At 45.4% G+C, this 24871-nt stretch carries 38 protein-coding genes; 33 read left to right on the forward strand and 5 right to left on the reverse strand.

Going from position 1 to position 24871, the window contains the following annotated elements; genetic code table 11:
- Positions 1-474 precede the first annotated feature (474 nt).
- The 28 genes from rpsJ (at position 475) to rplQ (ending at position 14134) form a co-directional block, all read left to right on the forward strand.
- Positions 475-786, forward strand: coding sequence for a 30S ribosomal protein S10 (gene rpsJ, locus R7E38_RS18625; protein WP_004410492.1), 312 nt, complete (start codon positions 475-477; stop codon positions 784-786).
- A 14-nt stretch (positions 787-800) separates the two neighbouring features.
- Positions 801-1430 (forward strand): 50S ribosomal protein L3, encoded by a 630-nt coding sequence (gene rplC, locus R7E38_RS18630; protein WP_005379555.1) that lies wholly within the window; start codon positions 801-803, stop codon positions 1428-1430.
- Positions 1431-1447: 17 nt separating this feature from the next.
- Positions 1448-2050 (forward strand): 50S ribosomal protein L4, encoded by a 603-nt coding sequence (rplD, locus tag R7E38_RS18635; protein ID WP_005379556.1) that lies wholly within the window; start codon positions 1448-1450, stop codon positions 2048-2050.
- Positions 2047-2349 carry a 50S ribosomal protein L23 gene (gene rplW, locus R7E38_RS18640; RefSeq protein WP_004398471.1) on the forward strand — a complete coding sequence of 101 codons (303 nt, stop codon included), beginning with the start codon at positions 2047-2049 and terminating at the stop codon, positions 2347-2349. Before rplD ends, rplW begins: the two co-directional genes overlap by 4 nt.
- 15 nt (positions 2350-2364) lie before the next feature.
- Positions 2365-3189, forward strand: coding sequence for a 50S ribosomal protein L2 (gene rplB / locus R7E38_RS18645; protein ID WP_005383168.1), 825 nt, complete (start codon positions 2365-2367; stop codon positions 3187-3189).
- A 21-nt stretch (positions 3190-3210) separates the two neighbouring features.
- The gene (gene rpsS / locus R7E38_RS18650; RefSeq protein WP_004394525.1) at positions 3211-3489 is read left to right on the forward strand and encodes a 30S ribosomal protein S19; all 279 of its coding nucleotides are present in this window, start codon (positions 3211-3213) and stop codon (positions 3487-3489) included.
- A 10-nt stretch (positions 3490-3499) separates the two neighbouring features.
- Positions 3500-3832: a 50S ribosomal protein L22 gene (gene rplV / locus R7E38_RS18655; RefSeq protein WP_005383164.1), complete on the forward strand. Its 333-nt coding sequence runs from the start codon at positions 3500-3502 to the stop codon at positions 3830-3832.
- An 18-nt stretch (positions 3833-3850) separates the two neighbouring features.
- Positions 3851-4549: a 30S ribosomal protein S3 gene (rpsC, locus tag R7E38_RS18660; protein ID WP_005383161.1), complete on the forward strand. Its 699-nt coding sequence runs from the start codon at positions 3851-3853 to the stop codon at positions 4547-4549.
- A gap of 11 nt (positions 4550-4560) precedes the next feature.
- Entirely contained in the window at positions 4561-4971 is a 411-nt protein-coding gene (rplP, locus tag R7E38_RS18665; protein WP_005379577.1) for a 50S ribosomal protein L16, read from the forward strand.
- Entirely contained in the window at positions 4971-5162 is a 192-nt protein-coding gene (gene rpmC, locus R7E38_RS18670; protein ID WP_005379576.1) for a 50S ribosomal protein L29, read from the forward strand. The genes rplP and rpmC overlap by 1 nt, the downstream gene beginning before the upstream one ends.
- Positions 5162-5416, forward strand: coding sequence for a 30S ribosomal protein S17 (rpsQ, locus tag R7E38_RS18675; RefSeq protein ID WP_140367210.1), 255 nt, complete (start codon positions 5162-5164; stop codon positions 5414-5416). The genes rpmC and rpsQ overlap by 1 nt, the downstream gene beginning before the upstream one ends.
- 162 nt (positions 5417-5578) lie before the next feature.
- On the forward strand, positions 5579-5950 hold the full coding sequence (gene rplN / locus R7E38_RS18680) for a 50S ribosomal protein L14 (RefSeq protein WP_004410450.1): 372 nt from the start codon (positions 5579-5581) through the stop codon (positions 5948-5950).
- A gap of 13 nt (positions 5951-5963) precedes the next feature.
- Positions 5964-6281 (forward strand): 50S ribosomal protein L24, encoded by a 318-nt coding sequence (gene rplX, locus R7E38_RS18685; protein WP_005379574.1) that lies wholly within the window; start codon positions 5964-5966, stop codon positions 6279-6281.
- 23 nt (positions 6282-6304) lie between these two features.
- On the forward strand, positions 6305-6844 hold the full coding sequence (gene rplE, locus R7E38_RS18690) for a 50S ribosomal protein L5 (protein WP_005379573.1): 540 nt from the start codon (positions 6305-6307) through the stop codon (positions 6842-6844).
- Between the two features lie 17 nt (positions 6845-6861).
- Positions 6862-7167: a 30S ribosomal protein S14 gene (gene rpsN / locus R7E38_RS18695; protein ID WP_004410442.1), complete on the forward strand. Its 306-nt coding sequence runs from the start codon at positions 6862-6864 to the stop codon at positions 7165-7167.
- Positions 7168-7196: 29 nt separating this feature from the next.
- Complete coding sequence (gene rpsH, locus R7E38_RS18700) at positions 7197-7589, forward strand: 30S ribosomal protein S8 (protein WP_005379572.1); 393 nt, start codon at positions 7197-7199, stop codon at positions 7587-7589.
- A gap of 13 nt (positions 7590-7602) precedes the next feature.
- Positions 7603-8136: a 50S ribosomal protein L6 gene (rplF, locus tag R7E38_RS18705; RefSeq protein ID WP_005379570.1), complete on the forward strand. Its 534-nt coding sequence runs from the start codon at positions 7603-7605 to the stop codon at positions 8134-8136.
- A gap of 9 nt (positions 8137-8145) precedes the next feature.
- Positions 8146-8499 (forward strand): 50S ribosomal protein L18, encoded by a 354-nt coding sequence (gene rplR, locus R7E38_RS18710; protein WP_005379568.1) that lies wholly within the window; start codon positions 8146-8148, stop codon positions 8497-8499.
- A gap of 14 nt (positions 8500-8513) precedes the next feature.
- Positions 8514-9017 carry a 30S ribosomal protein S5 gene (rpsE, locus tag R7E38_RS18715; RefSeq protein ID WP_004745894.1) on the forward strand — a complete coding sequence of 168 codons (504 nt, stop codon included), beginning with the start codon at positions 8514-8516 and terminating at the stop codon, positions 9015-9017.
- Between the two features lie 7 nt (positions 9018-9024).
- Positions 9025-9201 (forward strand): 50S ribosomal protein L30, encoded by a 177-nt coding sequence (gene rpmD, locus R7E38_RS18720; protein WP_005379565.1) that lies wholly within the window; start codon positions 9025-9027, stop codon positions 9199-9201.
- 5 nt (positions 9202-9206) lie between these two features.
- Entirely contained in the window at positions 9207-9641 is a 435-nt protein-coding gene (gene rplO, locus R7E38_RS18725) for a 50S ribosomal protein L15 (protein ID WP_005383155.1), read from the forward strand.
- Between the two features lie 20 nt (positions 9642-9661).
- Positions 9662-10996: a preprotein translocase subunit SecY gene (gene secY / locus R7E38_RS18730; protein ID WP_005379562.1), complete on the forward strand. Its 1335-nt coding sequence runs from the start codon at positions 9662-9664 to the stop codon at positions 10994-10996.
- Between the two features lie 38 nt (positions 10997-11034).
- The gene (rpmJ, locus tag R7E38_RS18735; protein WP_000868186.1) at positions 11035-11148 is read left to right on the forward strand and encodes a 50S ribosomal protein L36; all 114 of its coding nucleotides are present in this window, start codon (positions 11035-11037) and stop codon (positions 11146-11148) included.
- Positions 11149-11297: 149 nt separating this feature from the next.
- Positions 11298-11654, forward strand: a complete 357-nt coding sequence (gene rpsM / locus R7E38_RS18740) for a 30S ribosomal protein S13 (RefSeq protein ID WP_005383154.1) — start codon at positions 11298-11300, stop codon at positions 11652-11654.
- 18 nt (positions 11655-11672) lie between these two features.
- On the forward strand, positions 11673-12062 hold the full coding sequence (rpsK, locus tag R7E38_RS18745) for a 30S ribosomal protein S11 (protein ID WP_001118870.1): 390 nt from the start codon (positions 11673-11675) through the stop codon (positions 12060-12062).
- Between the two features lie 27 nt (positions 12063-12089).
- Positions 12090-12710, forward strand: coding sequence for a 30S ribosomal protein S4 (gene rpsD, locus R7E38_RS18750; RefSeq protein ID WP_005383146.1), 621 nt, complete (start codon positions 12090-12092; stop codon positions 12708-12710).
- 24 nt (positions 12711-12734) lie between these two features.
- Positions 12735-13727, forward strand: coding sequence for a DNA-directed RNA polymerase subunit alpha (locus R7E38_RS18755; RefSeq protein ID WP_005383143.1), 993 nt, complete (start codon positions 12735-12737; stop codon positions 13725-13727).
- A gap of 26 nt (positions 13728-13753) precedes the next feature.
- Positions 13754-14134 (forward strand): 50S ribosomal protein L17, encoded by a 381-nt coding sequence (gene rplQ / locus R7E38_RS18760; protein WP_005383141.1) that lies wholly within the window; start codon positions 13754-13756, stop codon positions 14132-14134.
- 135 nt (positions 14135-14269) lie between these two features.
- On the opposite strand, the gene R7E38_RS18765 is transcribed toward rplQ, so the two are convergent.
- Complete coding sequence (locus tag R7E38_RS18765) at positions 14270-14749, reverse strand: DUF2780 domain-containing protein (RefSeq protein WP_017820297.1); 480 nt, start codon at positions 14747-14749, stop codon at positions 14270-14272.
- Between the two features lie 153 nt (positions 14750-14902).
- Positions 14903-15523: an FKBP-type peptidyl-prolyl cis-trans isomerase gene (locus tag R7E38_RS18770; RefSeq protein ID WP_005392370.1), complete on the reverse strand. Its 621-nt coding sequence runs from the start codon at positions 15521-15523 to the stop codon at positions 14903-14905.
- 232 nt (positions 15524-15755) lie between these two features.
- On the opposite strand from R7E38_RS18770, the gene R7E38_RS18775 reads away from it, so the two are divergent.
- Complete coding sequence (locus tag R7E38_RS18775) at positions 15756-16352, forward strand: LysM-like peptidoglycan-binding domain-containing protein (protein ID WP_213889136.1); 597 nt, start codon at positions 15756-15758, stop codon at positions 16350-16352.
- Positions 16353-16443: 91 nt separating this feature from the next.
- Here the strand turns inward: R7E38_RS18775 and R7E38_RS18780 are convergent, their stop codons facing one another.
- Positions 16444-16905, reverse strand: coding sequence for a GNAT family N-acetyltransferase (locus tag R7E38_RS18780; RefSeq protein ID WP_104976039.1), 462 nt, complete (start codon positions 16903-16905; stop codon positions 16444-16446).
- A 142-nt stretch (positions 16906-17047) separates the two neighbouring features.
- On the opposite strand from R7E38_RS18780, the gene dbpA reads away from it, so the two are divergent.
- On the forward strand, positions 17048-18427 hold the full coding sequence (dbpA, locus tag R7E38_RS18785; RefSeq protein WP_005379583.1) for an ATP-dependent RNA helicase DbpA: 1380 nt from the start codon (positions 17048-17050) through the stop codon (positions 18425-18427).
- A 45-nt stretch (positions 18428-18472) separates the two neighbouring features.
- On the opposite strand, the gene R7E38_RS18790 is transcribed toward dbpA, so the two are convergent.
- Entirely contained in the window at positions 18473-19051 is a 579-nt protein-coding gene (locus R7E38_RS18790; RefSeq protein WP_017820293.1) for a Crp/Fnr family transcriptional regulator, read from the reverse strand.
- 97 nt (positions 19052-19148) lie between these two features.
- A complete protein-coding gene (cpdB, locus tag R7E38_RS18795; RefSeq protein ID WP_318081973.1) occupies positions 19149-21110 on the reverse strand; it encodes a 2',3'-cyclic-nucleotide 2'-phosphodiesterase in 1962 nt (653 codons plus the stop codon).
- 275 nt (positions 21111-21385) lie between these two features.
- On the opposite strand from cpdB, the gene cobA reads away from it, so the two are divergent.
- Genes cobA through cysN form a run of 3 tightly spaced genes read left to right on the forward strand, consistent with a single transcriptional unit; the run spans position 21386 to position 24678 of the window.
- The gene (gene cobA / locus R7E38_RS18800; protein ID WP_182015969.1) at positions 21386-22261 is read left to right on the forward strand and encodes a uroporphyrinogen-III C-methyltransferase; all 876 of its coding nucleotides are present in this window, start codon (positions 21386-21388) and stop codon (positions 22259-22261) included.
- Positions 22262-22320: 59 nt separating this feature from the next.
- On the forward strand, positions 22321-23229 hold the full coding sequence (cysD, locus tag R7E38_RS18805) for a sulfate adenylyltransferase subunit CysD (protein WP_005379592.1): 909 nt from the start codon (positions 22321-22323) through the stop codon (positions 23227-23229).
- A gap of 18 nt (positions 23230-23247) precedes the next feature.
- On the forward strand, positions 23248-24678 hold the full coding sequence (gene cysN / locus R7E38_RS18810; protein WP_213889132.1) for a sulfate adenylyltransferase subunit CysN: 1431 nt from the start codon (positions 23248-23250) through the stop codon (positions 24676-24678).
- Positions 24679-24871 lie beyond the last annotated feature (193 nt).

The raw sequence follows: 24871 nt of genomic DNA on the forward strand, positions 1-24871 counted from the left end.
GGCGCTGGACTAAACAAAGGCCCCCTTTTAGGGGGCTCACACAAAGCCACCTTCTTTAGAAGGTGGTAATTTACTTTAATGGCTACCAAGCGAAGAGGAATGTATGGGGTTTGGAATATTCCCGATTATTTTTCACTCAGCGCTTGCAACCTAAAGTGTGATCTGTATAATGCAGCGCACTGGTTAAGCCAGTTGTGAACCAATGAGCAGTGAGGAGCGAGCAAATCTAAGGATTTGCGAGGTAATGTATACTCAGCTTATGTTCGCGGTTAATACAATTAGCTATCTTTTCTTCGGAAAAACTATCCTCAAAGGTGACTTTGGCATATAGGGATAGTTAATCGAAAATTAACTGACAATGCGTCCTAATCTTGGATGCTACGGTTTCACATAAATCAATCGGCATTCTCTCGTCTTGACGAGTTTGAGTGGCGATATTGTTTGTGTAATTTATTAAATTTGGAGCTCTGTCTCATGCAGAACCAACGTATCCGTATCCGCCTAAAAGCTTTCGATTACAAACTAATCGATGCTTCTACAGCGGAAATCGTTGAAACAGCTAAGCGCACTGGCGCACAGGTTCGTGGTCCAATCCCACTGCCAACTCGTAAAGAGCGTTTCACAGTTCTTATCTCTCCACACGTTAACAAGAAAGCACGTGACCAGTACGAAATCCGTACTCACAAGCGTCTAATCGACATCGTTGAGCCAACAGACAAGACTGTTGATGCTCTAATGCGTCTAGACCTTGCTGCGGGCGTTGACGTTCAAATTAGCCTAGGTTAAGGGAGATTAGAAGTATGATTGGTCTAATCGGTCGTAAAGTGGGCATGACCCGCGTATTTACTGAAGAAGGCGTTTCTATCCCAGTAACAGTTGTTGAGGTTGAAGCTAACCGTGTTTCTCAAGTGAAAACTCTTGAAACTGACGGCTACGCAGCAATCCAGGTTACAGCTGGTTCTAAGAAAGCTAACCGTGTAAACAAAGCTGAAGCAGGTCACTTTGCTAAAGCTGGTGTTGAAGCTGGTCGCGGTCTTTGGGAATTCCGTTTAGAAAACGGCGAAGAGTTCGAAGTTGGTTCAGAACTAACTGTTGAACTATTCAACGAAACTAAGAAAGTAGACGTTACTGGTACATCTAAGGGTAAAGGTTTCCAAGGCGCTGTTAAGCGTTGGAACTTCCGTACTCAAGATATGACTCACGGTAACTCATTGTCTCACCGTGCTCCTGGTTCTATCGGTCAATGTCAGACTCCAGGTCGCGTATTTAAAGGCAAGAAAATGGCAGGTCACATGGGTGCTGAGCGTGTAACGACTCAAAACCTAGAGATCGTACGTGTTGACGCTGAGCGCAACCTGCTTCTTATTAAAGGTGCAGTCCCAGGCGCAACTGGCGGCAACGTGATCGTTAAACCAGCTGTTAAAGCATAACGTCTCAGGAGTAAGTAATGGAACTAATGGTTAAAGGTGCCGATGCACTAACTGTTTCCGAAACTACTTTCGGACGTGAGTTTAACGAAGCTCTTGTACACCAAGTAGTTGTTGCGTACGCAGCAGGTGCTCGTCAAGGTACTCGTGCTCAAAAAACACGTTCAGAAGTTTCTGGCGGTGGCGCTAAGCCATGGCGTCAAAAAGGTACTGGCCGTGCGCGTGCTGGTACAATCCGTAGCCCAATCTGGCGTACAGGTGGTGTTACTTTTGCTGCGAAACCACAAGATCACAGCCAAAAAGTAAACAAAAAAATGTACCGTGGTGCTATGAAGAGCATTCTTTCTGAGCTTGTTCGTCAAGAGCGTCTAATCGTTGTTGATAACTTCTCAGTTGAAGCACCAAAGACTAAAGAGCTAGTTGCTAAGCTTAAAGAGCTTGAGCTAACTGACGCTCTAATCGTGACTAGCGAAGTAGATGAGAATCTATTCCTAGCTGCTCGTAACCTATACAAAGTTGACGCACGTGATGTTGCTGGTATCGATCCAGTATCTCTAATCGCGTTTGACAAAGTTGTAATGACTGCAGAAGCAGTTAAGCAAGTAGAGGAAATGCTAGCATGATCACTGAAGAGCGTATCCTAAAAGTTCTACGTGCACCGCACATCTCTGAAAAAGCAACTATGGCAGCTGAGAAAGCGAACACTATCGTTTTCAAAGTAGCTAAAGATGCGACTAAAAAAGAGATCAAAGCAGCTGTAGAAAAGCTATTTGAAGTTGAAGTTAAGTCTGTAAATACTCTTATCACTAAGGGTAAGACCAAACGTCAAGGTCTACGCCAAGGTCGCCGCAGCGACGTTAAGAAAGCGTACGTTACTTTGAAAGAAGGTCAAGATCTTGACTTCGTTGGCGGCGCGGAATAACAGGAGTAGTTAAAAATGGCTATTGTTAAATGTAAGCCGACTTCCCCTGGTCGTCGTCACGTTGTTAAAGTTGTTAACGCTGACCTACACAAGGGCAAGCCATACGCACCTCTTCTAGAGAAAAACTCTAAGAACGGTGGTCGTAACAACAAGGGTCGTATCACAGTACGTCACATCGGCGGTGGTCACAAGCACCACTACCGTGTAGTTGACTTCAAACGTACTAAAGATGGTATTCCAGCGACAGTTGAGCGTCTTGAATACGATCCAAACCGTAGCGCAAACATTGCTCTAGTTCTTTACAAAGACGGTGAGCGTCGCTACATCCTAGCACCTAAAGGTGTTGTAGCTGGTGATGTTATTCAGTCTGGTGTTGATGCACCAATCAAAGCTGGTAACACTCTACCAATGCGTAATATCCCAGTAGGTTCAACAGTACATAACGTTGAACTTAAGCCTGGTAAAGGTGGTCAGCTAGCTCGTTCGGCTGGTGCTTACGCTCAAATCGTTGCTCGCGACGGTGCGTACGTAACTATCCGTCTACGTTCTGGCGAGATGCGCAAAGTTCTTTCTGAAGGCCGTGCAACAATCGGTGAAGTTGGTAACTCTGAGCACATGCTACGTGAACTTGGTAAAGCAGGTGCATCACGTCATCGCGGTATCCGTCCAACGGTTCGTGGTGTTGTAATGAACCCGATTGACCACCCACATGGTGGTGGTGAAGGCCGTACTTCTGGTGGTCGTCACCCAGTATCTCCTTGGGGTATGCCTACTAAAGGCTTCAAGACTCGTAAGAACAAACGCACTGACAAGTACATCGTACGTCGTCGTAACAAGTAATCTATATAAAGAGGAATCGCCATGCCACGTTCTCTCAAGAAAGGTCCTTTTATTGACCTACACTTGCTGAAGAAGGTAGAGAAAGCGGTGGAAAGCGGAGACAAAAAGCCTATTAAGACTTGGTCCCGTCGTTCAATGATCATCCCTACGATGATCGGTTTGACCATCGCTGTCCATAATGGTCGTCAGCACGTACCAGTATTTGTAACTGATGAAATGATCGGTCACAAACTGGGTGAATTCGCACCAACACGCACTTACCGCGGTCACGCTGCGGATAAGAAAGCTAAGAAGCGCTAAGGAGTAGATAATGGAAGCAATTGCTAAACATAACTTTGCTCGCATTTCGCCTCAGAAAGCTCGCTTAGTTGCGGATCTAATCCGTGGTAAATCTGTTGACCAAGCTCTAGAAATCCTAACGTTCAGCAACAAAAAAGCTGCTGCACTAGTTAAGAAAGTTCTAGAGTCTGCTATCGCTAACGCGGAGCACAACGAAGGTGCAGATATTGACGATCTGAATGTCGCAAAAATCTTTGTAGATGAAGGCCCAACCATGAAGCGTATTATGCCTCGTGCTAAAGGTCGTGCGGATCGTATCTTGAAGCGTTCAAGCCACATCACTGTTGTTGTAGCAGATCGCTAGAGACTAGGAGAGTAAGCAATGGGTCAAAAAGTACATCCAAATGGTATTCGTCTAGGCATCGTTAAGCCTTGGAATGCTACATGGTTTGCTAACACCAAAGATTTCGCTGACAACCTAGACGGCGACTTCAAGGTACGTCAGTTCCTTACAAGTGAACTGAAAAAAGCGTCTCTATCACGTATCGTTATCGAGCGTCCTGCTAAGAGCATCCGTGTGACTATTCACACTGCTCGTCCAGGCGTTGTTATCGGTAAGAAAGGTGAAGACGTTGAGAAGCTACGCGCAGCTGTAGCTAAAATTGCAGGTGTACCAGCGCAAATTAACATCGCTGAAGTACGTAAGCCTGAACTAGATGCGCAACTTGTTGGTGACAGCATCGCGTCTCAGCTAGAGCGTCGTGTTATGTTCCGCCGTGCTATGAAGCGCGCAGTACAAAACGCGATGCGCCTAGGCGCTAAAGGTATCAAAGTGGAAGTAAGCGGTCGTCTAGGCGGCGCTGAAATCGCACGTTCAGAGTGGTACCGTGAAGGCCGTGTGCCTCTACACACTCTACGTGCTGACATTGATTACGCAACTTCTTCGGCTCACACTCAATACGGTGTGATCGGCATTAAAACTTGGATCTTCAAAGGTGAAATCCTAGGTGGTATGCCAGCAGCTAACGCTGTAGAGCCTAAAGGCGACAAGCCTAAGAAGCAGCGTAAAGGCCGTAAGTAAGGAGTCGACAGATGCTACAACCTAAACGTACTAAGTTCCGTAAGGTTCAGACTGGTCGTAATCGTGGTCTAGCTAAAGGTACTGATGTAAGCTTCGGCGAATTCGGTCTTAAAGCTGTTGGCCGTGGTCGTCTAACTGCTCGTCAAATCGAAGCGGCACGTCGTGCAATGACACGTCACGTTAAGCGTCAAGGTAAAATCTGGATCCGTGTGTTCCCAGACAAACCAATCACAGAAAAACCACTTGAAGTTCGTCAAGGTAAGGGTAAAGGTAACGTTGAGTACTGGGTAGCCCAAATCCAACCTGGTAAGGTTATGTACGAAATGGGTGGTGTACCTGAAGAATTGGCACGTGAAGCGTTCCGTCTTGCGGCACGTAAACTGCCTTTCAAAACTACATTTGTAACTAAGCAGGTGATGTGATGAAAGCACAAGATCTACGCGAGAAAAGCGTTGAAGAGCTTAACGCTGAGCTAATGAATTTGCTACGTGAACAGTTCAACTTGCGCATGCAAGCTGCGACTGGTCAGCTACAGCAAACTCATACTCTGAAAGCTGTACGCCGTGATATCGCACGTGTGAAAACTGTTTTGACTGAGAAGGCAGGCGCATAATGAGCGAAGTAAAACGTACTCAACAAGGTCGTGTAATCAGCGACAAGATGGACAAGTCTATCACTGTTGCTATCGAACGTTTCGTAAAACACCCAATCTACGGTAAATACGTAAAACGTACGACTAAAGTACACGCACATGACGAGAACAACGAGTGTGGCCTAGGCGACACAGTTGAAATCGCAGAGTGTCGTCCACTGTCTAAGACTAAGTCTTGGACTTTGGTAAAAGTTCTAGAAAAGGCGAAGATTTAATCTCGTTAATTCTATGAAACTAAAGCGGCTCCAAAATATTTTTGGAGCCGTTTATTTTTTGACTACCCAATCACAAAAAAGGGTGGTACAATTCGCGTCCCTTTTAAAGAGGCAGCCCGACCCGTGATGGGTCTAGTTATTAATATTTAGCGGAGCACTAACATGATCCAAATGCAAAGTATGCTGGACGCAGCTGATAACTCAGGCGCACGCAGCGTAATGTGTATTAAGGTTCTGGGTGGCTCTCACCGCCGTTATGCACATATCGGTGACGTCATCAAAGTTACTGTGAAGGAAGCAATCCCTCGCGGTAAAGTTAAAAAAGGTGATGTTCTGAAGGCGGTGGTAGTGCGCACCCGTAAAGGCGTACGTCGTCCTGACGGTTCTGTCATTCGCTTCGACCGAAATGCTTGCGTATTGCTAAACGACAATACTGAGCAACCAATCGGTACACGTATCTTTGGTCCTGTGACACGCGAACTTCGTGGCGATAAGTTCATGAAGATCGTTTCACTGGCTCCAGAAGTTCTGTAAGGAGCACGTAGAAATGGCAGCTAAAATCCGTCGTAATGACGAAGTAATCGTTCTTGCTGGTAAAGACAAAGGCAAGAAAGGTAAAGTAACTAAGGTTCTAGCAACTGGTAAAGTTATCGTTGAAGGTATCAACCTAGTTAAGAAACATCAGAAACCTGTTCCAGCTATGGGTATCCAAGGCGGTATCGTAGAGCAAGAAGCAGCTATCGACGTTTCTAACGTGGCTATCTTTAACGCAGCTACTGGTAAAGCTGACCGTATCGGTTTCCGTTTTGAAGACGGCAAAAAAGTTCGTTTCTTCAAGTCTAACGGCGAAACCGTTTCTAACTAATAGAAGTAATTTGGAGTTCTACTATGGCGAAACTGCATGATTACTACAAGTCGTCTGTAGTCGCTGAACTGACCAAACAGTTCGGTTACACAAGCGTCATGCAAGTCCCTAGAATCGAGAAAATCACCCTAAACATGGGTGTTGGTGAAGCAATCAACGATAAGAAACTGCTAGAAAATGCAGCGTCTGATATGGCAACGATCTCTGGTCAAAAGCCACTTATCACAAAAGCGCGCAAATCTGTTGCAGGTTTCAAAATCCGTGAAGGCTACCCTATCGGTTGTAAAGTAACCTTGCGTGGCGAACGTATGTGGGATTTTCTTGAGCGTTTAATTAACATCGCTCTTCCACGTGTACGTGACTTCCGTGGTGTTAGCGCTAAGTCTTTTGACGGTCGCGGTAACTACAGCATGGGCGTTCGCGAGCAAATCATCTTCCCGGAAATCGACTTTGATAAAGTTGATCGAGTACGCGGTCTAGACATCACTATTACGACGTCTGCTGGTACTGATGAGGAAGGCCGTGCTCTGCTGGCTGCCTTTAACTTCCCATTCCGTAAGTAAGGTGAAGGGTTACTGTTATGGCTAAAAATTCAATGAAAGCACGTGAAGCAAAACGTGCGAAGCTAGTAGCTAAGTTCGCTGAAAAGCGTGCAGCGCTAAAAGCTATCATCAGCGATGTAAACGCATCTGAAGAAGATCGTTGGAACGCGGTTCTTACACTGCAATCTCTTCCACGTGATTCAAGTGCATCACGTCAGCGCAACCGTTGCAACCAAACTGGTCGTCCACACGGTTACCTACGTAAGTTCGGTCTAAGCCGTATTAAGGTTCGTGAAGCTTGCATGAAAGGCGAGATTCCGGGTCTTCGTAAGGCTAGCTGGTAATTGCCACTTAATCATTTGGAGTAAATCATATGAGCATGCAAGATCCGATTTCGGATATGCTGACCCGCGTTCGTAACGGTCAGGCAGCAAACAAAGTTGCTGTAAAAATGCCTTCTTCAAAGCTTAAAGTTGCAATTGCTGCACTACTAAAAGCTGAAGGTTACATCGTTGACTTCGCTGTTGAAGGCGAAGCAAAACCTGAGCTAGAAGTTACACTTAAGTACTTCCAAGCTAAACCAGTAATCGAGCAACTTAAACGTGTTTCTCGTCCAGGTCTACGTGTTTACAAGAAGAAAGATGAACTTCCTTCTGTAATGGGTGGTCTTGGTATTGCTATCGTTTCTACTTCCAAGGGTCTTATGTCAGACCGCGCTGCACGTAAAGCAGGTCTTGGTGGTGAAATCATCGCTTACGTAGCTTAATAAGGAGTAGACTATGTCTCGTGTTGCAAAAGCACCTGTCGCTATTCCAGCTGGCGTAGAGGTGAAACTAAACGGCCAAGAAATCACTGTAAAAGGTGCGAAAGGCGAACTAACTCGTGTTCTTAACAACGCAGTTGTAATCGCTCAGGAAGAAAATAACCTGACTTTCGGTCCTAAAGAAGGTGTTGCTAACGCATGGGCTCAAGCAGGTACTGCTCGCGCTCTAGTTAACAACATGGTTGTTGGTGTTACTGAAGGCTTTACTAAGAAGCTAACTCTTAAAGGTGTAGGTTACCGTGCTGCTATCAAAGGCAACGCTGTAGGTCTAACACTAGGCTTCTCACACCCAGTTGAGCACGAGTTGCCAGCGGGTATTAAAGCTGAATGTCCAAGCCAAACTGAAATCGTGATCACTGGTGCTGACAAGCAGCTAGTTGGTCAAGTTGCGGCTGACATTCGTTCTTACCGTGAGCCTGAGCCATACAAAGGCAAAGGTGTTCGTTACGCAGATGAAAATGTGCGTACTAAAGAAGCTAAGAAGAAGTAAGGTAACACTATGGATAAGAAAGCATCTCGCATCCGTCGTGCTACACGTGCACGTCGTAAGATTGCAGAACTGGGTGCGACTCGCCTAGTTGTACACCGTACTCCTCGTCACGTGTACGCACAGGTTATCGCGGCTAACGGCTCTGAGGTTATCGCAGCAGCTTCTACTGTAGAAAAAGCGATCCGTGAGCAAGTGAAATACACTGGTAACGTTGATGCAGCTAAAGCAGTGGGTAAAGCTATTGCTGAGCGCGCTCTAGAGAAGGGCGTAACTGCAGTTGCATTTGATCGTTCTGGTTTCCAATACCACGGTCGAGTAGCGGCGCTAGCAGAATCTGCTCGCGAAGCTGGTCTGAAATTCTAAGGTAGGGTTGGAAGATGGCTAAAGAACAACAAGTTCAAGCGAATGATTTGCAAGAAAAGCTAATCGCAGTTAACCGTGTTTCTAAAACGGTTAAAGGTGGTCGAATCATGAGCTTCACTGCACTAACAGTAGTTGGTGACGGTAACGGTCGTGTAGGTTTCGGTTACGGCAAAGCTCGTGAAGTACCTGCAGCGATTCAAAAAGCAATGGAAAAAGCGCGTCGTAACATGACTACGATCGCTCTAAACGAAGGCACTCTTCACCACCCAGTGAAAGGTCGCCATTCGGGCTCTAAAGTTTACATGCAGCCTGCTGCAGAAGGTACTGGTGTTATCGCAGGTGGTGCGATGCGTGCAGTACTAGAAGTTGCTGGTGTACACAACGTACTATCTAAAGCGTACGGTTCTACGAACCCTATCAACATCGTTCGTGCAACGATCGATGCACTAGGTAGCATGAAGTCACCAGAAATGGTTGCTGCTAAACGTGGTCTAACTGTTGAATCTATTTCGGAGTAAGAACACCATGGCAACTATTAAAGTAACTCAAACTAAAAGCTCAATTGGTCGTCTGCCAAAGCACAAAGCTACTTTGCGCGGTCTAGGTCTTCGTAAAATCAACCACACAGTAGAACTTGAAGATACTCCGTGTATTCGCGGTATGATCAACAAGGTTTACTACATGGTTAAAGTTGAGGAGTAATCAGAATGCGTTTGAATACTCTAGCACCGGCTGCTGGCGCGAAAACTTCTGCGAAGCGAGTAGGTCGTGGTATCGGTTCAGGCCTAGGTAAAACTGGTGGCCGTGGTCACAAAGGTCAAAAATCACGTTCTGGCGGCAGTGTTCGTCCAGGTTTCGAAGGCGGTCAGATGCCTCTGAAACAACGTCTACCAAAATTCGGTTTCACTTCTCGCAAGAGCCTAGTGTCTGCTGAAGTTCGTCTAGCTGAGCTAGCGAAAGTTTCTGGTGACGTAGTTGATCTAAACAGTCTTAAAGCTGCTAACATCATCACTAAGAACATCGAATTTGTAAAAGTTGTTCTTTCTGGTGAAATCAACAAAGCAGTGACTGTTAAAGGTCTACGTGTGACTAAAGGCGCTAAAGCTGCAATCGAAGCTGCAGGCGGTAAAATCGAGGAATAATCTCGAGGAACGAGGTACAGATGGCTAAGAAACCAGGACAAGATTTTCGTAGTGCTCAGAGCGGCTTAAGTGAACTAAAGTCGCGCTTGTTATTCGTAATTGGTGCACTTTTAGTATTCCGAGCCGGCTCTTTTGTGCCGATTCCTGGTATTGACGCTGCTGTACTTGCCGATTTGTTCGAACAGCAAAAAGGTACCATCGTTGAAATGTTTAACATGTTCTCCGGTGGTGCTCTTGAGCGTGCATCTATATTAGCATTGGGCATCATGCCGTATATTTCGGCATCTATTGTTGTCCAATTGCTAACTGTAGTTCATCCAGCGTTAGCTGAACTCAAAAAAGAGGGTGAAGCAGGCCGTCGTAAGATAAGCCAATACACACGCTACGGCACGCTTGTACTTGCAACCTTCCAAGCTATAGGTATTGCAACTGGCCTACCAAACATGGTCGACAATCTGGTTGTTATCAACCAAACCATGTTTACGCTAATTGCTACCGTAAGTTTAGTAACCGGTACCATGTTCTTGATGTGGTTAGGTGAACAAATTACAGAGCGCGGAATTGGTAATGGTATTTCGATACTAATTTTTGCAGGTATTGTTGCTGGATTGCCTTCTGCAATCGGTCAAACAATCGAGCAAGCGCGTCAAGGTGAATTGCATGTACTTCTTCTGTTGCTAATCGCGGTATTAGCTTTTGCAGTAATTTACTTCGTTGTTTTCATGGAACGTGGTCAACGCCGAATCGTCGTTAACTATGCGAAACGTCAACAAGGTCGTAAAGTATTTGCTGCGCAAAGCTCGCACTTGCCTCTTAAAATTAACATGGCAGGTGTAATTCCAGCGATTTTTGCATCAAGTATTATCTTGTTCCCAGGAACATTGGCTCAGTGGTTTGGTCAAAACGGTGAGAGCAGCGCGTTCGGTTGGTTAACTGACGTGTCTTTGGCTCTTAGCCCAGGTCAACCGTTGTATGTAATGCTTTATGCAGCAGCAATTATCTTCTTCTGTTTCTTCTACACTGCGTTGGTTTTCAACCCACGTGAAACAGCAGATAACTTGAAGAAGTCTGGTGCATTCGTACCCGGTATCCGCCCAGGTGAGCAGACAGCGAAATACATTGATAAAGTAATGACACGTCTAACCCTTGCTGGTGCACTGTACATTACCTTTATCTGTCTGATTCCCGAGTTCATGATGGTCGCGTGGAACGTACGTTTCTACTTCGGCGGTACATCGCTACTAATCGTAGTTGTTGTAATTATGGACTTTATGGCACAGGTACAGACTCATCTGATGTCTCAACAGTATGATTCTGTGTTGAAGAAAGCGAATCTGAAAGGCTACGGCCGTTAATCCGGCGGTAGACTCAGTTTCATTTACGGAGTTTAGCAATGAAAGTTCGTGCTTCCGTTAAAAAAATCTGCCGTAACTGTAAAGTAATCAAGCGTAACGGTGTCGTTCGCGTGATTTGCAGTGAGCCAAAGCACAAACAGCGCCAAGGCTAATTAGCAGAAATTTTTACTTGAAAATGAAGGTTGGGTCGAGTATATTCCTCGGCCTACCTTTTGCGTGCAAAAGAAGTAGTATTCCGCAGCGTATCCATAACGGGCTTTGCTGCGGCTAATTCTTTTATAGAAACACTTAGGAGTGAATAATGGCCCGTATAGCAGGCATTAACATTCCTGATCAGAAACATGCAGTAATCGCTCTAACAGCGATCTACGGCATCGGTAAAACTCGCTCTCAAGCTATCCTAGCTGAAGTGGGTATTGCTGAAAATGTTAAGATCAGTGAACTAACTGAAGAGCAGATCGATCAACTGCGTGATGGTGTAGCTAAGTACACTGTAGAAGGTGATCTACGTCGTGAAGTATCTATGAACATCAAGCGTCTTATGGACCTTGGCTGTTACCGTGGTCTTCGTCATCGTCGCAGTCTACCACTACGTGGACAGCGTACTAAAACCAACGCTCGCACCCGTAAGGGTCCGCGTAAGCCGATCAAGAAATAATCGGGAAGGTAGAGTACAATGGCTAAACAACCAACTCGCGCTCGTAAGCGCGTACGCAAGCAAGTTGCAGATGGCGTTGCGCACATCCATGCTTCTTTCAATAACACAATCGTAACCATTACTGACCGTCAAGGTAACGCTCTTGCATGGGCTACTGCAGGTGGTTCTGGTTTCCGTGGTTCTCGTAAGTCTACTCCGTTCGCTGCACAGGTTGCTGCTGAGCGTTGTGCTGAAATGGCTAAAGAATACGGCCTAAAGAACTTGGAAGTTATGGTTAAGGGTCCTGGTCCAGGTCGCGAATCTACTGTTCGTGCACTAAACGCCGCTGGTTTCCGCATCACAAACATCGTTGATGCTACACCAATCCCTCATAACGGTTGTCGTCCACCTAAGAAACGTCGCGTATAACGTTTCTAGGACAATTGGAGAAGAATCATGGCAAGATATTTGGGTCCTAAGCTGAAGCTTAGCCGTCGTGAAGGCACTGACTTATTCCTTAAGTCTGGTGTTCGCGCGATCGATACCAAGTGTAAAATTGATAACGCACCAGGTGTACACGGCGCTCGTCGCGGTCGTCTATCTGAGTATGGCGTTCAGCTTCGTGAGAAGCAAAAAGTACGTCGTATGTACGGCGTTCTAGAAAAACAATTCCGTAACTACTACAAAGAAGCTGCTCGCCTAAAAGGCAACACTGGTGAAAACCTACTTCAGCTTCTTGAAGGTCGTCTTGATAACGTAGTTTACCGCATGGGCTTTGGCGCAACTCGCGCAGAAGCACGTCAGCTAGTTAGCCACAAAGCTATCCTAGTAAACGGTAAAGTTGTAAACGTTCCTTCTTTCAAAGTAGCGGCTAATGACGTTGTTTCTATTCGCGAGAAAGCTAAACAGCAAGCTCGTATCAAAGCTGCTCTAGAAGTTGCTGAACAACGTGAAAAACCAACTTGGATTGAAGTAGATGGTGGCAAGATGGAAGGTACATTCAAGCGTATGCCTGAGCGTTCTGATCTATCAGCTGACATCAACGAACAATTGATCGTCGAGCTTTACTCTAAGTAAGGTTTAAACTAAAGAGAGGACACAATGCAGGGTTCTGTAACAGAATTTCTTAAGCCACGTCTAGTTGACATCGAACAAATCAGCTCGACTCACGCAAAAGTAACTCTTGAGCCATTAGAGCGTGGCTTTGGTCATACTCTGGGTAATGCACTTCGCCGCATCCTTCTATCTTCTATGCCAGGTTGTGCTGTAACAGAAGTAGAAATTGAAGGCGTACTTCATGAGTACAGCACGAAAGAAGGCGTTCAAGAAGATATTCTTGAAATTCTTCTAAACCTTAAAGGTTTGGCTGTGCGCGTTGCCGAAGGCAAAGATGAAGTGTTCATTACTTTGAACAAATCAGGCTCGGGCCCTGTGGTTGCAGGTGACATCACCCATGATGGTGATGTAGAGATCGCTAACCCTGAACACGTAATTTGTCACCTAACGGATGACAACGCTGAGATCGCAATGCGTATCAAAGTTGAACGTGGTCGTGGTTATGTTCCAGCTTCTGCGCGTATCCATAACGAAGAAGACGAGCGTCCTATCGGTCGCCTACTAGTAGATGCTACTTACAGCCCAGTAGACAAAATTGCCTACGCTGTAGAAGCAGCTCGTGTAGAACAGCGTACTGATCTAGACAAGCTTGTTATCGATATGGAAACAAACGGTACTCTAGAACCTGAGGAAGCAATCCGTCGTGCAGCTACAATCCTAGCTGAACAATTGGATGCATTCGTAGATCTTCGTGATGTACGAGTTCCTGAGGAGAAGGAAGAGAAGCCAGAATTCGATCCGATCCTACTGCGTCCTGTAGACGATCTTGAACTAACAGTTCGCTCTGCTAACTGTCTGAAAGCAGAAGCGATTCACTACATCGGTGATCTAGTACAACGTACTGAGGTTGAGCTACTTAAAACGCCTAACCTTGGTAAAAAATCTCTTACTGAGATTAAAGACGTACTTGCGTCACGTGGTCTGTCTCTGGGCATGCGCCTAGAAAACTGGCCACCTGCATCAATCGCTGAAGATTAATCGATACTAGTTAGAAGGATTAGGTCATGCGCCATCGTAAGAGTGGTCGTCAACTCAACCGCAACAGCTCACATCGCAAAGCGATGTTCAGCAACATGGCTAGCTCTCTAGTACGTCATGAAGTTATCAAGACTACTTTGCCAAAAGCAAAAGAGCTACGTCGCGTAGTTGAGCCTTTGATTACACTAGCTAAGACTGACAGTGTTGCTAACCGTCGTCTAGCATTTGCACGTACTCGTGACAACGAAGTAGTTGCAAAACTATTTAACGAACTAGGTCCACGTTTTGCTGCTCGTCAGGGCGGTTACACTCGTATCCTAAAAGCTGGCTTCCGTGCTGGTGATAAAGCTCCAATGGCTTACATTGAGCTTGTAGATCGCCCAGCTGCTGAAGAAGCTGCTGAGTAATCAGTTCGTAAGAACGAGAAAGCCGAGCATTAGCTCGGCTTTTTTGTATCTGTAATTCAGTAAACCTTTATATCCAGCCTACATTTATTTCAACCCATGCAGACTGGCAATTTAAAAAGTGATTATCACTTACGCTTATTTACTAGTATTCCACAACCCGCCCAACGAACTTAGAAGCCCTTCGCTAGCGCCTTGCTTGTTCAAGTAATCCAAGATTACTGGAGCAAACTGACTGATCATAGATGGGTCTAAACCTAACGTATCGAATGCACTTTTTACTGCACTGATATTCTCAATATTTCCTAGTAAGCTTTGTGCCCCTTGTAAGTTTGAAAGTCCAGGAATCAAAGACTGTAATTCACTACTATTTTCTTGCGAAAGCTGGCTTTGAGCCAAAGCGAGTAGCGCACCACTGCCTCCGGCTGCTTGCTCAGTGGATACTGGTAATTGGCTAGTTAGCATGTCTGTTAATGGAGATGACTCGGTGTTCAAGCTGCTGCCGACCATGTCCATCAGGCCACTTTCTTTACTTTTTTGAGTGACTGAATCTAAGAATGCGTGCGCACTACCAATGTTGATTGATAGGAGTGCTAGAGTTAGGAGTGTTTTACGCATAGTACCTCCAAAGGTTGAGCGTTTTTTAAAATTGATTTTATTTTTAAAGGCTATCAGAGTGAAAGGTTCAGAGGTGAGAAAGTCTATTCAGTTTAGACAAAAAAACGGCGCTAATGCGCCGTTTTATTAAATCATAATTGAAAATGGTTTCAATTAAAGAATATCTAGTAGTTCTACTTCGAAAACTAAAGCTGCAAATGGAGGGATAGCCGCACCAGCGCCACGCTCACCGTACGCAAGATCTTGTGGTACGTATAGCTTCCACTTAGAGCCAACAGGCATTAGTTGTAGTGCCTCTACCCAACCTTTGATTACACCTGTAACAGGGAATTCAGCAGGTTGACCGCGAGATACAGAGCTATCGAATACAGTACCGTCAGTTAGCTCACCGTGGTAGTGAACGCGAACTGAGCTTTCTGCTGTAGGAACTGCACCAGTACCTTCAGAAATGATTTCGTACTGAAGACCAGAGTCTAGAACATTAACTTCAGGTCGTAGAGCGTTGTCTTTTAGGAACGCTTCGCCTTCTGCTGCCGCAATTTTTGCTGCTTCTTGGCGAGCTGTTTCTGCACGAGTGTGAAGTTCTTGTAGTGCTTTGTTGATTTCATCAATTTCGATTGATGGCATGTCACCAGTTAGTGCTGTTGCAATACCCGCTGCGATAGCATCAACGCTAAGACCTTCAAGACCAGAGCCTGCAAGTTGCTGACCCATTTGCAGACCAATGCCGTAGCTTGCTTTTTGTTCTGCAGTTTCAAATTTAATTTCAGACATGAATGTCGCTCTTATTAGGAGTGATAAAGGCAACAGGATATCAGTTTCGAGCTTAGGTTTAAATGATTGCGACTGAATGCTTAATTGAGGCGGCCAGGTTGTGACTTATCTCTTACTCCAAGTGAAATTTCTGCTAATTTAATCCCAATTCCATTTTAGTTTGGTGAAAAACATATACTCTCCGCGTCGGTATTTTTATACTGGCCGTAGAAGTGTTAAGGGACTCATTACAATGAATCGTCGCAGAAAGAAAAAGCAGCAAGTCGACTATGTCGAATTGGTTAAACAAAAATTCGCTGCTATCGACTGGAAGCAGCCGTTCAACAAAGAGCAATGGTTGGAGCGTATACAGCCTGTTAAGCAGTTTTGGTTGCGTCTGCCTAAATTTCACCAGCGTGCTTTGATGGTCTTAGTGCCATTGATTCTGGTACTCCTTGTTATTCCTTTGCCTAATAAAACAGATCAACCAGTTGAGCAGACTGAGGTCGATCATCCACGCGTAGCGATTGAGCTGAACGCGCAGAGTTTAAGCCAGCAGAGAACCTCTCAGAACTCTGGACCGAAATCTGAAGACTGGAAAGAGTACACGGTTAAAAATGGTGATACATTAGCGCAGGTTTTCAGAAGTAATCAGCTCTCTATGGCGGATCTTAGCGCTCTGGTCAAAATAGAAGGCAGTGATAAGCCGCTAAGCCAAATAAAGCAGGGACAATTGATTCGCTTTAAGCTTAGTGACGAAGGTGAGTTAGATATGCTACAGCTGGAAAAAAGCGGGCGGTCCGTTATGTTTTTCCGTTTATCGGATGGGACCTTTGGACGTAACAAGTAAACGCTTCAAATGAAAAGACGCGAAGATATCGCGTCTTTTTAGTTAGTCTTTCATAGCGATTAGTTTTCATAGTAACCAATCGAATTGAAGCTTATTGCGCTACGGATTCTTTCCGCATATCCACATGAGGGATACCATCTTCAAGATAGCACTCTGAGATAACCTTGAATCCATGACTAGCATAAAACTGGATGAGGTGTTCTTGAGCACCTATATCTATTGTCTGCCCTGGCCATAATGTTTCGCATTGTGCCAAGGCCTTGTCCAATAACTTATGACCTAAGCCACCGCCTCGCGCGGTCTGCTTTGTCACCACTCGACCAATACTCACATTGTCATACGTAGTGCCTGCGGGCAGTAATCTTGCGCAAGCAACCAGTTCATCACCGTGATAGCCTATTAGATGATAAACGCCTTCCAGCGTGTCCTTACCATCCAGTTCAGGGTAAGGGCAGGTTTGTTCAACAACGAATACATCCACACGCAATTTCATCATTTCATACAGCTGTGTGGTTGTTAGCTGAGCAAAGGGCAAAGTAATCCAAGTGAGCATGTTGTTATCCGTAATGAGAATAGAGTGACTGACTTTACTTTGTTTTGAGCTCATACTCATTAACAAAGGTTAATTAGCACTGGTTTTCCCACCAAATCTGGTGATAATGTGCCCTCTTTCCATCTCACCTGAGGATATCCCCGTGAGCAAACAAACATTCGATCAAGTTGGGCTGAACCCAGCGTTACTCGCCACACTTGATTCCCTGAACTATACCCACATGACGCCAATTCAAGCTTTGAGCTTGCCTGCAATCCTAAAACATCGTGATGTCATCGGGCAGGGTAAAACGGGCTCAGGTAAAACCGCTGCATTTGGTTTAGGGGTTTTATCGAACCTCAACGTCAAACGCTTTCGTGTCCAGTCATTAGTATTGTGTCCAACACGTGAGCTTGCAGACCAAGTAGCGAAGGAAATTCGTACTTTAGGTCGCGGCATTCATAATATTAAAGTGCTTACTCTCTGCGGTGGGATGCCAATGGGGCCACAAATTGGTTCGCTGGAGCATGGTGCGCATATTCTAGTTGGTACACCTGGTCGTATTTTGGATCACCTTGAGAAAGGCCGAATTGATCTTAGCGAACTGAATACCTTGGTGCTAGATGAAGCTGATCGCATGTTGGACATGGGTTTCCAAGACGCATTAGATGCAATCATCGATGCAGCGCCAAAGCAGCGTCAAACTCTACTTTTCAGTGCTACTTTTCCAGAAAAAATTGAGCAAATTGCGCAGCGTATAATGCAGACACCGGAAGTGATTAAGGTGGAATCGACGCATGATACTTCAAGCATTGCGCAGTACTTCTATAAAGTTGAAGGCTCGGAAGCGCGTGATGAAGCATTGGCGAATTTGCTGCTGACTCACCAACCAGAGTCCGCGGTTGTTTTTTGTAATACCAAAAAAGAAGTGCAAAGTGTCGCAGATGAGTTGCATCACAAAGGATTCAGCGTTATCGATATCCATGGGGACTTAGAGCAGCGTGAACGCGACCAAGCATTGGTGCAGTTTGCTAACAAGAGTGTGTCTATCCTTGTTGCAACAGACGTTGCGGCGCGTGGTTTGGACGTTGATAATCTTGATGCTGTCTTTAACTTTGAGCTATCGCGCGATCCTGAGGTTCATGTGCACCGTATTGGTCGTACAGGTCGTGCGGGTAGTAAAGGTTTAGCGTTCAGCTTTTTTGGTGAGAAAGACGGTTTACGTGTAGCTCGTATTGAAGAATACCTAGAGATGGACGTGGTACCAGCAACATTGCCTGCCAAATCAAATCAGCAGCCATACCAAGCGAAGATGGTGACGATTAACATTGATGGCGGTAAGAAACAGAAAGTACGACCGGGTGATATTTTAGGTTGTTTGACAGGAAAAAATGGTATTCCAGGCTCTCAAGTCGGAAAGATTCACCTATTCCCTGTGCGCGCTTATGTTGCCGTCGAAAAATCTGTGGCTAAAAAGGCTCTACAAACCATTAGTAACGGCAAGATGAAAGGGCGCCAGTTCCGGGCGCGAATTCTTAAATAGCAGAGAAAAAGCTCTTCGTTTGAAGAGCTTTTTTCTTTTTTGAGTTTATTTGAGAGTGTGATCTTTGGTTAAGCGCGCTTTGATTCGGCTCAAACTGATTGGCGTAATGCCGAGGTAGGCCGCAATTTGACTATCGGTAATACGTTGCTTTAAATCTGGGTAATGAGCGCAAAATAATTGATATCGTTCCTCTGGAGAGTAGAGCAACATAAAGCGTTCTTTGTTCTCTTTATTAACCAGTTGGTTTTCGAGTAGCTTTAAGTAAATGGCGTGCTTTTCTGCTCGCCAGTGATGCAACGTTTCAATTGGCAAGCAAAATAGCTGACAAGCGCTCAGCGTTTCCAATAAGTAAGGCGAAGGTTGGTCCTTTATTATGCTCTCAAACCCGATAACCCAGTCCTTCTCCCAATAAAATTCTTTACTGAATTCTTTGCCGTGCTCCGTGAGATAGCTTGCGTGGCATAACCCCTCAATGATGAAGTAAAGGTGTGAGCTAAACTCCCCTTGGTGATTAAGAATGTGGCGTGTAGGCAGTTCGAGCAACTCACCATTTTCAATAAGTTGGTTTGCTTCTGTCTCTAAAAAGCCATGTTTGACTAAGTCTGAAAAAAGATCGCTGTGCATGTGATAACTCAGAAACGGTTTTCTTTATTTTAACGGGTTTTATTGATAACAAAAAAGCGGCTCATGAGAGCCGCTTAGTGTTGCTGTCAAATCAACCTTATTTATTCAAATCGATTTGATAAATCGCGAAACCAATGTCATCTGTTGACACGCGCTTCATTGGGTATTGTCCTTTCTCTTTGATGAACTGCGCCGCTTTATCGCTAGGGGAGGTTTCGAAACGAATATCTAGCTTGTTATCGGACTTAATCGGTGCGAAAGACCAGTTGTTGTCAGCGCTTGGTGTCACTTCTCCTTTTTCTTCACTCACGCGAGAAATATAAGTGGCGACGACAGAGCGGTTTTCATCTGGTGCGTCAAATGCAATGAAATCTGGGCCTGTACCAGGGAAAGTATTGCTATAAGCACGGTAGTTATTGGTTGCGATGATGAAATCTTGCTTCGGATTGACAGGCTTACCATTGAACGTCAGGTTCACAATACGCTGAGAATCCGGATTAATCACTTTACAATCCGCATCGTACTTCGGTGGTTGGGTAACGTCGATTTGGTAGTTAACCCCATCAATAACATCGAAGTTGTACGTACGGAAATTATCCCAATCAATCAAAGATTGCGGTTCAGGATTGTTGATGTCGATGTGGTTGAATTGACCCGCACTGCACTCTAGCCATTCGCGAACTTCTTTACCTTTCACTTTCATCGCAACCAAGGTGTTTGGATATAAGTAAAGATCGGCCGCATTACGGAAGGTGAGCTGACCGGATTCTACTTCTGTAAAGTTATTCGGATCGTTCTTACGACCGCCGACTTTAAATGGTGCTGCCGCACTCAGTACTGGAATGTCAGAAAGGTCTGGGTCGCCTTGAATAAAGCGTTCTACGTAGTCTTTCTGAGCAAGGTTAACGATTTGAATGGTGGGGTCGTCCTGCACTAATGCCAAGAAGCTGTACATGACATCATTTGCTTTGCCGATTGGTTGATTTACAAATTCACGAGTGCCTTTGTGATCTTCTTCTAACGCTTTCACAATATCTTCATCGGCTTTAGCTAATGACTTCTTATTTACTTTATCGAAGATAGGGCGTGCTTCTGCTTGGCCTTCGACGACTTGCCATCTGCCGTCTTTCTCTTTCAGCATCAAATCCATCACACCTACATGACTTCCCCAGCGACCCGGCATCACTGACGTCACACCATTGATGGTCCCTCTATCTATATCAACACCAGGTAGGTTTGCGAAGTCTTTCCCTGGGAAGACGGCGTGAGAGTGGCCAAAAGCAATCGCATCAATACCTTCAACTTCTGTGAGGTAGTAAACAGAGTTTTCTGCGCCTAGTTTGTATGGATCAGTAGAAATGCCCGAGTGTGGAATCGCCACAATCACGTCTGCGCCTTCTTTCTTCATTTGAGGAATCAGTTTCTCTGCTGTTTCCTTAATGTCTTTAGCAAAGACTTTGCCTTCTAAGTTTTTCTTATCCCACACCATAATTTGTGGTGGTACAAAGCCGATGTAACCCACTTTTATTTGATGCGCTTCGCCGTCTGTGTCTTTAAATGTGTGAGTTTTGATGAGGTAAGGCTTGAAGTAATGCTCACCGGTTTGTTTATCAAATACGTTTGCATTGATGTAAGGGAAGTTTGCCCCCTTCAACGTCGTTTGTAGGAAATCTAAGCCATAGTTGAACTCATGATTGCCAATGTTGCCCACATCGTAGTCTAGCTTGTTCATCGCTTTGTAGACTGGGTGCACGTCGCCGGGATTAATCCCCTTTGCCGCCATGTAATCGCCCATTGGGCTGCCCTGAATTAAATCACCGTTATCTACTAGTACCGAGTTTTCTGCCTCGGACTTAGCTTGTTTCACTATTGTTGCTGCGCGACTTAAACCGATTTGCTGTGATGGTTGGTCTTTGTAGTAATCGTAATCCATTACGTTGGTGTGAATGTCGGTGGTTTCGATAATACGAAGCTTGATGGTATCGGCCATTGCTGGGCCAGCAAGCGTTAGCATGCCACTTAATACTGCGAGGGAAATAGGATGAACTGCCACTTTCATTTGGTGCTCCAATTCGATGATAAGGGGAAATCGCACTGCGTAATGTATCAAACACAGGTGCAACTCGATGATAAAGATACAGAAAACTGTGAACATTAATCAGTTTACTGAACCTTATTCATATTAACCGCCGACTTTTGCACGCTTTTGAATGAGACCAAACAAAAACTTCTTAGCAGATTTTTGAATAAAAAATGAAATTTTAGAATTTCAGGTAATATAAACGCCCCGCCATAATGCTTGCATAACGATATCAATGGACGATGAGCAAGCACATGGCAACGAACGATTCAGTCACTTCTTTTCCTAAACCAAAGCCCCGGTTAGTTTCTGACAACCCAGTCGCTGGTGTTACTCGTTTTGCAAAGCAATCGCTACAGCCTGGTGAAGTCGCCTTAGTAGGTGCAGGACCAGGCGATCCTGAACTTCTGACGGTGAAAGCACTGAACTGCTTGCAGCAAGCTGACGTGGTTTTGTACGACTACTTGGTGTCTGAAGAAATCATGGCATTGATTCCAAGCGATACGATTTTAGTGTGCGTTGGGAAGCGAGCTGGGCATCACAGTGTGCCGCAGGAGAAGACGAATCAGCTTTTGGTGGATTTTGCCAAGCAGGGCTACAAAGTAGTGCGCATTAAAGGTGGTGATCCGTTTGTATTCGGTCGTGGTGGTGAAGAGTTAGAAGTGCTTGCTGATGCTGGCATTCGTTTTCAAGTTGTCCCTGGCATTACCGCAGCAGCTGGCGCAACCGCTTATGCTGGTATTCCACTGACTCATCGTGAGTATGCGCAATCGGCCATCTTTGTGACTGGCCACTTGAAAAAAGAAAGTGATGAGATGGATTGGTCCACGTTGGCGCGTGGGAATCAGACTTTAGTGATCTACATGGGGCTGATGAAATCACACTATATTCAGAATCAACTCATTAAGCATGGCCGTTCAGCGTCGACTCCGATTGCCATTATTGAGCGTGGCACGCAGATTCAACAAAAAGTATTTACGGGAGAACTCTCCCAACTCTCTGATTTATCGAAGGAAGCACAGTCGCCATCTTTGATTGTTGTCGGAGAGGTAGTGCGACTGTCTCAAAAGTTAGACTGGTTTTTGTCTAGTACTGAATTCAACAAAAGTGCTATTGCCAACTCCATATAATTTCAGACCAAAGATTAGAGACGTAATGCGCCTTCAAGCTTAAAAAGGAAATACAAAACATGGACCAACAACGTTTAACTCACCTTAAACAACTCGAAGCGGAGAGTATCCACATCATCCGTGAAGTTGCGGCTGAGTTTGATAACCCAGTCATGATGTATTCGATTGGTAAAGACTCATCAGTGATGCTGCACCTTGCGCGTAAAGCTTTTTACCCAGGTAAGATTCCATTTCCATTGCTGCATGTTGACACCGATTGGAAGTTCCGCGAGATGATTGAATTTCGTGATCGCACCGCGGCCAAATACGGTTTTGAGCTTTTGGTACATAAGAATCCAGAAGGTCTAGCCATGGGCTGTAGCCCGTTTGTTCATGGTTCTTCTAAGCACACTGACATCATGAAGACTCAAGGCTTAAAACAAGCGCTGAACAAGTACGGTTTTGATGCTGCCTTTGGTGGTGCGCGCCGCGACGAAGAGAAATCACGGGCGAAAGAGCGCGTGTATTCATTCCGCGATAAGAACCATACATGGGACCCTAAAAACCAACGTCCTGAGCTATGGAAGACGTACAACGGTCAGGTTAATAAGGGTGAGAGCATTCGTGTATTCCCACTGTCTAACTGGACTGAGCTTGATATCTGGCAATACATCTATTTAGAAAACATCGAGATCGTGCCGCTTTACCTCGCGGACAAACGCCCAGTTGTTGAACGCGATGGCATGCTGATCATGGTGGATGATGATCGTATGGAGCTTCAACCGGGTGAAGTGATTGAAGAGAAGAGCGTGCGCTTCCGTACCCTTGGTTGTTATCCATTGACTGGGGCCATCGAGTCTGAAGCAAACACTTTAACTGGCATTATCGAAGAGATGCTGGTGGCAACGTCGAGTGAGCGCCAAGGCCGAGCGATCGACCACGATCAGTCAGGATCGATGGAGCTTAAGAAACGTCAAGGTTACTTCTAAAGGATCTAAGGAAAGATAATGAACAGTGCAGTTGAAGCTCAATTAGCCGAGCTTGGTATCGAAGGCTATTTAACACAACACCAGTACAAGTCGTTACTTAGATTCTTGACTTGTGGCTCGGTGGATGACGGTAAAAGTACATTAATCGGTCGCTTACTCCATGACTCAAAACAAATTTATGAAGATCAGCTAGCGGCAGTGCACTCAGACAGCCAACGTGTGGGCACCACGGGTGAAAAGCCTGACCTTGCGTTGTTGGTCGATGGCTTACAAGCTGAGCGCGAGCAGGGGATCACGATTGATGTAGCTTACCGCTATTTCTCGACGCAGAAACGTAAATTCATCATTGCAGATACTCCTGGACACGAGCAGTACACACGTAACATGGCTACAGGTGCATCGACATGTGACTTAGCTGTGATTCTGGTTGATGCACGTAAGGGCATTCTCGATCAAACTCGTCGTCACTCTTTCATTTCCAACCTGTTGGGCTTGAAGCACTTTGTTGTCGCGATCAACAAGATGGACTTAGTGGATTACTCCCAAGAGCGCTTTGAAGAGATCCGCGATGAGTATCTGAAGTTCTCTGAGAATCTGACAGGGGATATTGATATTCAAATCATCCCGATCTCAGCGCTTGAAGGGGACAATGTGGTGGATAAAGGCCAAAACCTGACTTGGTTTAAAGGCCCATCATTGCTTGAGCTTCTTGAAACGGTCGATGTGGATCAAGAAAAAGGCGCGGGTGAATTCCGCTTCCCTGTGCAATACGTTAATCGTCCTAACCTCGATTTCCGTGGTTTTGCGGGGACCATTTCTTCTGGTTCGATCAAAGTCGGTGATGCCATTAAAGCATTGCCATCGGGTAAAACGTCAACTGTGGCACGTATTGTGACCTTTGATGGTGATATCGAAGAAGCTCGTGCCGGATTAGCTGTCACTCTGACGCTAAGCGATGAGATCGATATTAGCCGTGGCGATTTGATTGTTCTAGATAATGCTCAAGTGGAAACCACAAACCATTTGCTTGCCGATGTGGTGTGGATGACAGAGCAACCCCTGCAACCGGGTCGTGACTATGACATCAAAATCGCAGGTAAGAAAACCGTAGGTCATGTTGAAGCGATTCGTCATCAATATGACATTAATAATCTCTCGACTCATAGCTCGGCAGAGCTGCCATTGAATGGTATTGGTTTGTGTGAATGGTCTCTTAATGAGTCAGTCGCGCTGGACAATTATCAAGACTGTGCAGATACCGGTGGCTTTATCATTATCGATCGTCTGACAAACGTGACGGTTGGTGCTGGCATGGTTAAAGAGAGCCTCGCCGTGGTTGAGCACGATTTGACGGACATCTCTGCGTTTGAAGTTGAGCTTAATGCGCTTGTCCGTAAACACTTCCCACACTGGGAAGCAAAAGACGTCAGCCAGTTTCTGAAAAAGTAACTGACTTACCCAAGTACGATAATTTCAGGCTCTGTCTGCTGTTGTACTTGGGGCGTCGCTACCTAACTGAATTGCGAAATGTCGTTAGGTATTCTCCTAATACCAGAATGCTTCGGTGGAGCCCAAGAAAACCGAGCATTCTGACGTTCTTTTCGCTTGCGCTGATTTTTGTCTGTTTACTCGTTTGTCGGTG

This window comes from Vibrio sp. Vb2131 (genome assembly GCF_033338535.1).
Lineage (GTDB): Bacteria > Pseudomonadota > Gammaproteobacteria > Enterobacterales > Vibrionaceae > Vibrio > Vibrio alginolyticus.